This window comes from Streptomyces sp. NBC_01261 (assembly GCF_036226385.1).
Lineage (GTDB): Bacteria > Actinomycetota > Actinomycetes > Streptomycetales > Streptomycetaceae > Streptomyces.
Genome location: NZ_CP108463.1, coordinates 11,576,839 through 11,585,837, shown reverse-complemented (window position 1 = coordinate 11,585,837; position 8,999 = coordinate 11,576,839). Strand labels below are relative to the sequence as shown.

The following is an 8,999-nucleotide window of genomic DNA, read 5'->3' as shown; positions in this document are numbered from 1 at the left end:
GGCGGCTCTTTAGTTGGCCTGGCGGCCAACTACGGGCCTGACGGCCCGTTAGGTGCCGTCGTCGTGCCTGACGGCACGACTGTGTGTCAGGTATCGGGTTGGCCCTGGCGGGCCAACTTGGTTGGTTTCTGAGGGAGTTGAGCGGGCCTGGCGGCCCGCTTGCAGCAAGAGGCTTGTGTCCCGCCTGCCGGCGGAACCGATGTCATAGCTGGGGGTTGCACAGTTATTTGAGTTGGCTCCGCTCCCCTTGGCGGGGAGCTCTGCTTGGCTTTCATGTCACTTCGGCTTGTGCCTCGTTAGGTTGTCTGTCCTGCCTTTGCAGTTGCCTGTCGGGGATCGGGTTGGCCCTGGCGGGCCAACTTGGTTGGTTTCTGAGGGAGTTGAGCGGGCCTGGCGGCCCGCTTGCAGCAAGAGGCTTGTGTCCCGCCTGCCGGCGGGACCGCACCGTGCTGACTCGCTGAGCGTGCGTCGGCAAGTGCCGTGGTATGCCGCCGTTTTGTCGGCCCGTGCGAGTCTTGGCGTTCGCCTCTGGAGGCTGGCCGTTGTCACGGCCATGGGGCCGTTACGGTGGCCGGGTGACTGCCACGAAGGACTCTGCGGGCGGCGATGCCGACCGCGCCGGTTTCACCGTGTCCGCTGAACTGTCGATGGCCTTGGCTGCTCAAGGGCCTCACGGTGAGCGGGCGTTGAACCTCCTGCGGGATGCTTCGGCGGTCTTGTCCGATCCTGGCCGGTGGAGCGCGCCGTACGAGGTGGCTCAGTCGTGCTGCCGAGGGGCGATCGACAGCATCCTCAATCTGGCCCCGAGGGACATCACAGGTATTGAGGCGGTGACGAAGGCCGTCACCGATGTTGCCAAGTCTGCCGTCGATGCCTGGCGTGCGGGCGGCCAGGTTCCCGAGGGGCTGCTGAACGAACTCGCAGCCGCGGTCGATGTGCTGCGTGCGGAGGAAGGCAATCCGGGCGGTCGGCGTATCCGTCAGATCGGGTACTTGGTGCAGGAGTTGACGCGGCAGGAGATGGGGCTGGCCGAGGTGGAGGCCGTCCGCAAGTCCTGGACCCGGTTCTATCGAGACACCTCTGGTGTCCTGCACGGTTCGGGCGCCACGCCCGAGGAGTCCCGCGAGCGGTTCGAGGGCGTGGTGGCGGCCTTCGAGCAGCTGTTTCTGGGGCTGCCGGAGCGTGCCGAACGGCTGCGCCAGCTGGCGCTGAGCGAGCAGCCGTCGCCGCAGGATGCCGCTGAGATCGCGTCGATGTCGGATCCTCGCGCCGGCGACTACTTCTTCCGCGCGGCAGTGAGCCCGCGCTGGCTTGGTCTGTTGCCGCTGGACCGGCTGCTCCCGGAGGCATCTCGGTGGCCAGCTCTTCCTTACCTGCGGGGGCAGTTGGAGGCCGATGCAGCGCAGGTGTGCGCGTGGGTGGAGCAGCATCTTGCCGTGATCGAGGCGCCTGGCCCGGGAGCGGTCGGCATGGCGGTGGGCCTGGTGGCCGAGGGCGGTATGACGGCGTGTGAGGTGATGCTGCAGATCGCCGACGCGCAGCAGGACCGTCATGTGCTGCTGCGCGTCGGTTACTGGGCCAGGGGTGTTGCGGTGTCGGACCGTACTGGGCCGTGGGTGCGGGTCGTCGAAGCCGTGCTGCGTAAGCCGCCTTTCGGCGTCCATGAGTCGTGGGAGGCGGCGCAGCTGGCGCGCAGCCTGGTCGAGACCGCTCACCCGGAGGGCCGACTGCGCGCTGCTGGGGATCGGTTGGGGGTGATTACCCGGTCCGCTCTTGCCTCTGTGCTCGCCGTGCATCTGGCGCAGGCTCAGGAGTGGGAGCTCAGTTTGGTCAACGACCTGCGGGAGATTGCTCTGGCCGATCCGCCGCGCAGCGTGCTGTTCACGCTGATGCGTGCCGTGCTCGATCTGGCCGGGGACGATACCCGGTTGGGCGTCCCGCTATCCGAACGGTTGCGGGTGCTGGACAACAAGCTGTCAGCCGGTGCTGCGGCCGACCGGCTGCGCGCGGTCGTTCTTTTGGAGAGTTACGGCGATGACCGGGCAGACCCGGCGTCGTCCGGCACCTGGTGGGAGCAGGCCCTCCCGCTGGCGGGTCGGCTTGCGGCTTCCGGATCCCCGCGGGCGGATGTCGCGGACTTCCTCGCGCTGATCGAGGAGGCCTGCCCCGACGAGCACCGGGCCGGGTTGCACGATGTGCTGGCCCGCAGTCTCGGACAGGCGCCGTCCGCGCAGGAGATCGCCGCCTGGAAGGACGCCTATGAGACGGCGTCCGAACCGCTGCCGCCTGCCTGGCACACCGTCTGGGAGCTGTCCCCGGTCCTGACCCAGGACGTGCTCGAGGCCTGGCAGCCGCTGTTGGAGACGCTCGCCGCGCTGACGGGGCAGCCTGTGCCCACGCGCCCGGAACCGGTCATGCGGGTCACCTCCTGGATTGAGAGCCATGGCGGTCTGTCAGCTGAGGCGTTCGCTGCCTGTGCCGTGGAAGAGGGGCCGGCGGCCGCGGCCGGCCGGCTGGTCGCCGCGCCCGTGGAGCGCACCGACGTGGACGCCAGTGGCGCTCGTGCCGGTCTGCTGAGCGCTCTGGTGGCCGAGGATCCGCAGCCGTGGGCCCGCGACCCGGACGGCGTGGCAAGGGCCGTGGCCGGTGACCCGACTGCGCTGGCCGCTTACTTCACCTCCCTGCACCGGGCCGCCCGTGAGGGAAAGCTCGCGGACGGCGAGCTTGCTCCGATCGTCCTAGCTGCCTTCGCTGCCCGCCCGGGTGCCGGGCACGATGGGCCGGGCACAGGGCAGTTGCAGCGGGTGATCTGCAATCTGCTGCACCGGGCGTGGGAGAGCGGTCTGCTGCTGGATGCAGCATCAGGCGAGGCAGATGGTGCCGTCGAGTGGCTGGAGAGCCTGGTCACCGGCTGGGCGCAGCCTCGTACCGATACCCCGCAGCCGCTGCTGACGGCCATCGACCAGCCGGGCGGGGCGGCGCTGCTGTCACTGATCGCCTGGGGCCTTAAGCAGGCTCAGCGCACTGGCCAGGCTCTGGTCGACCCGGTCCGCACTGTGCTGACCGGGCTGCTGGAGGAGGAGCCTGACGACCAGGCCCTGGCGGTCATAGGCTTCTGTCTTGGCCAGCTGGCACACGTCGATGCGGCATGGGCCGAGGAACACGCCGACCGGCTCTACGCGCTCGACGCCCCCTGGCGTGCCGCCGCCGCCTGGCTACGGCACGGACACCCATACGCGGGCGTTCTGGCACGGCTGAACCGTGTGGCGCTGTTGCAGGCAGCCGCCGGCCCGGAGGGCATCCCAGTCCTCGACAAGATCATTCTGGTGTTTCTCGACGGCTCCGAGGCCCTGGGCCCGCCCCCGGCACTGCTGGCAGAGCTCGCAGCGCAGGACGGCGGGCCCCCAGCGGTGTCCGAGATGCTGTCCCGCCTCGCCGGAGCCGTGATTGGCTGCGAGGAAGCAAGCCCGTGGCCCGAGCACGCCGCAGCACTGTGGCGCGGCGCGCTCGAAGCTCAGCTGGTACCCGCTGCTCTCACCGGCACAGGGCGGTTCGCCTACGCCGACCCCCTCGACGACGTCACCTGGCTGGAGCTGACCGCCCGTACCGTGGCCCGGCAGCCGGAGGTGGAGGCGCCCTACGCGGTCGCCGAACGTGCAGCGCGCCACCCCGACTCAGCTGACGCCCTGCGCATCGCCGCGGCACTGCTCAACGCCCCCGTGGACCCGTTCGAGCGGCAGGAGATCCAAGGACACGCCGCCCGGCTGTTCGCCCGCAGCAGCGCGGAGGGCACGGCCGAGCATGAACAGCTGCGGATCGCGCTGATCAATGCCGGTGCGATCGAGGCGGCCTACAAAGACTCCCCTACCGGCCCATGACCGCCCCGGCGCAGGGGAGTTGAGCCCGCCTGACGCTGTGTGCACCCGTCCGGGCTACGGTGTCGGGATGAAGTCGCACATTGTGCAGATCGTGCGGTGGAGCACCGCGCGGCCGCAGCGCGATGACACCGTGTGCAGCGCACACGGCACGAAGACGTGCACCCGGGACCTTGTCGCCGATGCCTTCCTCCGCGACGCGGGCAGCCCGCGCATCCACTGGACCGTGTGCCAGCACTGGCTCGATCATGAGCCCGACGTGGCCGCTTACGAAGCTGGCAGAGAAGACCACGGACCGGATCCTGACCGGACCAACCTGCGGTAAGACCGGGCTGAGCGGAGGGTCTGTCTGCGCTGGTGGCGGCGGCCCGCCACACTGTGCTCATGGGTGCCGACATCCCATCTGCCAGCCGTGTGCCCGTTCGGCATGCCCCACCGACCGAAAGCACCGTGAAGGAGCTGTACGCCACCGCGCTGGCCTGCGGGATCCCGGACTGCGGGGAGCCGCTGTACCGGGAGAACCCAACGACCGGCCAGCGCCTGCTCAACAGCCGGATCGCGCACATCCACGCCCGCAGTGAAGGAGGGCCGCGGTGGGATCCGGAGATGAGCAAGCAGGACAACCGCAGCTTCGGCAACCTCATCCTGCTGTGCGAGCGGCACGCTTCCGAGATCGACGCCACACCCGAGGACTATCCGGCAGATCTCCTGCGCGCCTGGAAGAAGACGCAGATCGAGACGCGCTCCCGCGCGGTGGGCCTGCTGCTGAGCGACGACGAGGCGGCCCAGGTCGCTGCCGTCTCCTTCAGCCTGGACGACCTCGTGGAGCACCTGAGCGCCGTGCTGCCGTTCACGCCGCGCCTTCGCTCTCGCCAGGACGCGCTCGACTTGGCCTCACGCAGCTGCCGGGCGCGCAGCCTCGTACGCCTGCGCAGCACCCCTGTCGACCGTGTGAGTGCCGTCCTGGCCTGGAAGGCAGAGCACGCCGGTCCGGTGGTGACAGTGCCCGAGGGCGCCCTCCGGGTCCTGGCCGCGCCCATGGGGGCGGGCAAGAGTGAGGAAACCGAACGCTGGTGGAGTCAGGGGCTGACCCAGGCGTGGGCCGATTCGGAGATCGACATTCCGCTGTGGCTGGAGGCCCGGGAGATCACCTCCACGCTGGCCCAGGCTGTCCAGGAAACCCTGGGAGGCGACCCGGTGCGCACGTGCCGGGTGGTTCTCGACAACCTCGACGCGGTCAGTCCTCGGCAGGCCGACCAACTTCTGTGTGATGCGCGGCAGTTGGTGCTGGTCTGGCCTCACGTGAGTGTGCTGGCGACCACCCGGCCGGGGGCGGGAAGCGTGGAGGACGGCGAACGTCTGCCCGTGCCGCCCTGGCCGGTGCGACGGGGTCTGGACCTTTTGCGCACCGTGCTCGGCGAGGAACCTCCCAGGATTCTGGAACGGCACGAGACGCGGCAGCTGCTGACCAGTCCCCTGCAGGTTCACGCCCTCGCCAGCCGCCTGCGCGTCGGCGGCGACCCGCACGTCACCGCGCGCGAGTTGCTCTCCGAGCTCGCCACCCACATCCTCCAGCGCGAGCACCCGCAGGCCTCACGGGACGTATGGGAAGCGCTGCCCCGCCTCGCCGCGCGGATCCTGGATCAGCAAGGCCCCGTCCAGGCCAGTTCGTTTGCCCAGCAGCATCTGGTCTGGGAGCTGGAGGAAACCGGCCTCGTCGTCCACGACGACGGTCTGCTGCGCTTCGCGCTCCCCCTGTTCGAGCAGCACTTCGCCGCCCAGGCACTGCGGGAAGGACAGACACCGCTCAGGTCCGCCGCCGCACCCACGTCCTTCCCCCACTGGCGATACGCCATCGCCTTCGCCGTGGCGACGGCGGAGGACGGGGACGCCGAGACACACCTGGACACCCTGGCACGAACCAACCCGGCAGCGGCCTCCTGGGTCCTGGACGAGATCGCGGCGGCCCCCAGAGGCAGAAGCCTCTCCCCGGCCGTGTCGGCACACGAAGCGTCCGACGGCGGCCAGGGCCGCGTGCCGAAGGTGGCGCGCCGGCTGCGGCACGCCACCTTGGGCTGGCTTGCCGGCCTTGAGAGCATCGGCCCTCTTCTCGCCCCGCACGAGCGGGGCAGGCTCGTTCCGTGGGCCGTCCAACTCGACCATGACTGGCTGACCGTCGCGCAGGCACGCCCCGGCGTCCTGGACGAAGACCTCGTTGTGTGGGCCGGTCTCGCGGACATGCCCGCGCCCCTGACGAAGTTTCACGACCTGCGGAGCTTCCCCGCCCCGCACGGACGCCTGGCCTGCTGGGACAAGGCACGTTCCCGGCTGCGCCCCGCCCTGGCCAGCCGGATGCAGCAACGCACCCTGCCCGTTGCGCCTACCTCGCCTCTGGCCACCGAACGCACATGGTTCCTCGCGCGGCAGATCATGGCCAAGGGCCGCCCCTCCCGGGTCGGCCGGCACATCTCTCTCAGCGACTTGCAGCCCGAGCTGGACATCCTGATGGATGAGGTCGCCAACACCGTCTGGGCATCGTGGCAATGGGGCGGCTCCAGTTACAAGATCAACTCTGATGATGTCCGCTGGCTCAGTGCACACGTGGAGCACGTGCAGGGGGACGCACTCGCCGACCCCCGCCCGCCGGGCGACCGGGCGCACGGCTCACACCGCTTTTTCTGGCAGGCCTACTCCCCCGAGCTCACCCGGTCCATCAACGCCGACGTGCTGCGCGACGCGCTCATCGGCTACCGCGACCTGGTCGAGCTCAACTTCCCCCGGTTCGGGGCCGCGCTCGGCCTGTACAGCATCTTCCCCGTCCGCGCCGAAGGCATCGTGACCATGCCCCCCGACGCGTCGCAGCCCCAGCCCGCCACAGTCATGTACGCCCTGCGCCCCGATGCGGCACCTACCCCACACGACCAGCCTGTCGTCGACCTCCATCTCACCGATGAGCCTCATGATTTCACCGACTCTCTCTGGGCGAGGCTGCGCGAGGACCGTTCCTCAGCCTTCCGCCTCCCCGGCATCGTCCATCAAGAGACGCTGCTTCCCTACCATGACCGCCAGGCCACGAACCTCGCATACCGCTGGCTCGCCCAGGACCTGCAGGCGGTCGGCTGGCTGGAGCGCGCAGTGACCTTTCCCCACTGACCGGAGCGCGCAAGCCAGCAATCTGTGCCCCCGAACAGCACCGCCTGGTGACGCCCCTTATTCAAGACTGAGTGACTTCTCGTCCCACGACCAGGGCTGCTCTTCGAGAAAGTCCGTTGATTTGTTCAGCGCTTCCTTATTCCGTATCCGGTGCGAGGCCGGTGGGAAAGAGATTGGCGGCGCCACCCGAGGCGCGCAAGAGGAGCCGGGAGAGTCTGAAGTACTCGGCAAATGGTCGGACCGACGGGTCCTCCCAACCGAGCCGAATCATCACGTAGGCCAGCAGCGCGCCTACGGGCGGGGCCTGCCCGCAGCCGCCGACTCAATGGCCTGCCGCGGGGCTCGCAGCACCGCGCAGGCGGCTGGCGGCAGATCGATCGAGTGCGTCACACCGGCTGGCCGCGTTCAGGCGGCGATGCCGAGTTCGGTGTGGGTGCGGTGGATGAACTCGCGGACGGCCGGCTCGCGCCGCCAGGGGGCGAGGGCGGTATTGAACTCGCGGACGTAGTCCTTGGCACGGGTGGACTGGACGCGGGCGAGGATGTCGACGGACCGGTTGCCGAGTTCGAGGCCGTGGTCGAGGTCGCGGGCCTGGAGGTGGGCGGTTGCGACGATGGCGAGCCGCATACCGACGGAGCGGGTGGAGGCCCCGGTCGGCATCGCGGCGGCCTGCTTGTTCCAGCCGAGGGCGGCCTTGGGGTTCTTCAGGTCCCGGAAGACCTCGGCGGCGTCCGCCGACAAGCGGGAGTGCGCATAGAAGTCGATCCATGCGGGCTCGTCGCCGCTGTCGTCCTTCGCCTGGCCCAGGAGGTCCTCGGAGGCTTCCAGGGCCAGGGAGGCGGCCCGGGGGTCGTTTTTGCGGGCGTGGGCGCGGGCCTCGATCAGCTTGGTGAACGCCAGCACCCTGGGAACGGCTTGGCCCTTGGCCCGGTTGAAGGCGCCCTGGGCCATGTCCACGGCCTCCGACGCGAAGCCCCGCATCAGGGTCTGCATGGCCATGGTGGTCAGCACATAGCAGCCCAGCTGTACATCACCGCCCGCGCGGGCGAGACGGAGGGCCTGAATGAAGTGCCGCTGGGCGGCATCGTGCTGGCCGACGTCGAAGGCCGTCCAGCCGGCGAGCCGGGACAACTCGGCTGTCACGGAGAAGAGTTCACGGCCGATCTCGTCGGAGAACGATCCTTGCAGCAGCGGTCCGGCCTTGTGGTCGAGGCAGTCGGTGACGGAGTTGGCCTTCCAGTTCCCGCCGCCGTATTTGGAGTCCCACCGCCTCGCGCCGTCGGCGGCCTCGCGCAGTTCGTCGAGGTCGGCCCGGCCGACCTGCTGGCCGCTGCTGTGGTCGGCGGTCTCGTCCGCAGGGGTGACGAGCCATCGGGTGACGGGGGTGCTGAAGGCGGAGGCGGCGAAGCCGGATCCGGCCAGGAAGTCGCGGCGGTTCACGGAGCTCCAGAACATGGTGGCGACGCGGACGGCGTCGGCGGGGTCTCGCGGGAAATCCAACCCCACCGACGCGTCGATTGTCTCCGCCTCGCCCATACCGATCTCACCCAGGTTGACCGGCCGGCCGAGCCTCTCGCCGATGGCCTGCGACAACAGCTTCGGGACCGGCCATTTCGGCGTCATCCCACGCCTGCACCAGTTCGCCACCGAGGTATGTGAGTAGTCCGTCTCTATCCCGGCGGCATGGGCAAGCTGGTTGACGCGCAGAGCCAGGGATTTGTGGCTCGCGCCGCTGGCTTCGATGAGCCGGGCCAGGTCCGCATTCGGCGGACGGGTCCGGCGGGTGGTCGATGCCACGACCTCTCCCTTGCCGGTCTCCGGGATCACGGCCGACTCGAACAGACAGCTGAGCACGTAAGTCTGTACTCGCCCGGGGCGAAGAGCCGTACGCGTTCTGCGTGTTGGGTCACCGAGGGTATTGCCTTCCGGGCCCGTGTGAACCGCATCTGCAAGTTGTGAGCCCCCCTGCGA

At 69.4% G+C, this 8,999-nt stretch carries 4 protein-coding genes; 3 read left to right on the top strand and 1 reads right to left on the bottom strand.

Features of this window, described 5'->3' with window-relative positions; genetic code table 11:
• Nucleotides 1–575 precede the first annotated feature (575 nt).
• From OG226_RS51415 to OG226_RS51405, 3 genes are all read left to right on the top strand, one after another.
• Nucleotides 576–3,878: a hypothetical protein gene (locus OG226_RS51415; RefSeq protein ID WP_329347154.1), complete on the top strand. Its 3,303-nt coding sequence runs from the start codon at nt 576–578 to the stop codon at nt 3,876–3,878.
• A gap of 67 nt (nt 3,879–3,945) precedes the next feature.
• Complete coding sequence (locus OG226_RS51410) at nt 3,946–4,200, top strand: hypothetical protein (protein ID WP_329347155.1); 255 nt, start codon at nt 3,946–3,948, stop codon at nt 4,198–4,200.
• Nucleotides 4,201–4,325: 125 nt separating this feature from the next.
• On the top strand, nt 4,326–7,028 hold the full coding sequence (locus OG226_RS51405; protein WP_329347156.1) for a hypothetical protein: 2,703 nt from the start codon (nt 4,326–4,328) through the stop codon (nt 7,026–7,028).
• A 405-nt stretch (nt 7,029–7,433) separates the two neighbouring features.
• On the opposite strand, the gene OG226_RS51400 is transcribed toward OG226_RS51405, so the two are convergent.
• A complete protein-coding gene (locus tag OG226_RS51400; RefSeq protein WP_329347157.1) occupies nt 7,434–8,825 on the bottom strand; it encodes a sporulation protein in 1,392 nt (463 codons plus the stop codon).
• Nucleotides 8,826–8,999: the final 174 nt, after the last annotated feature.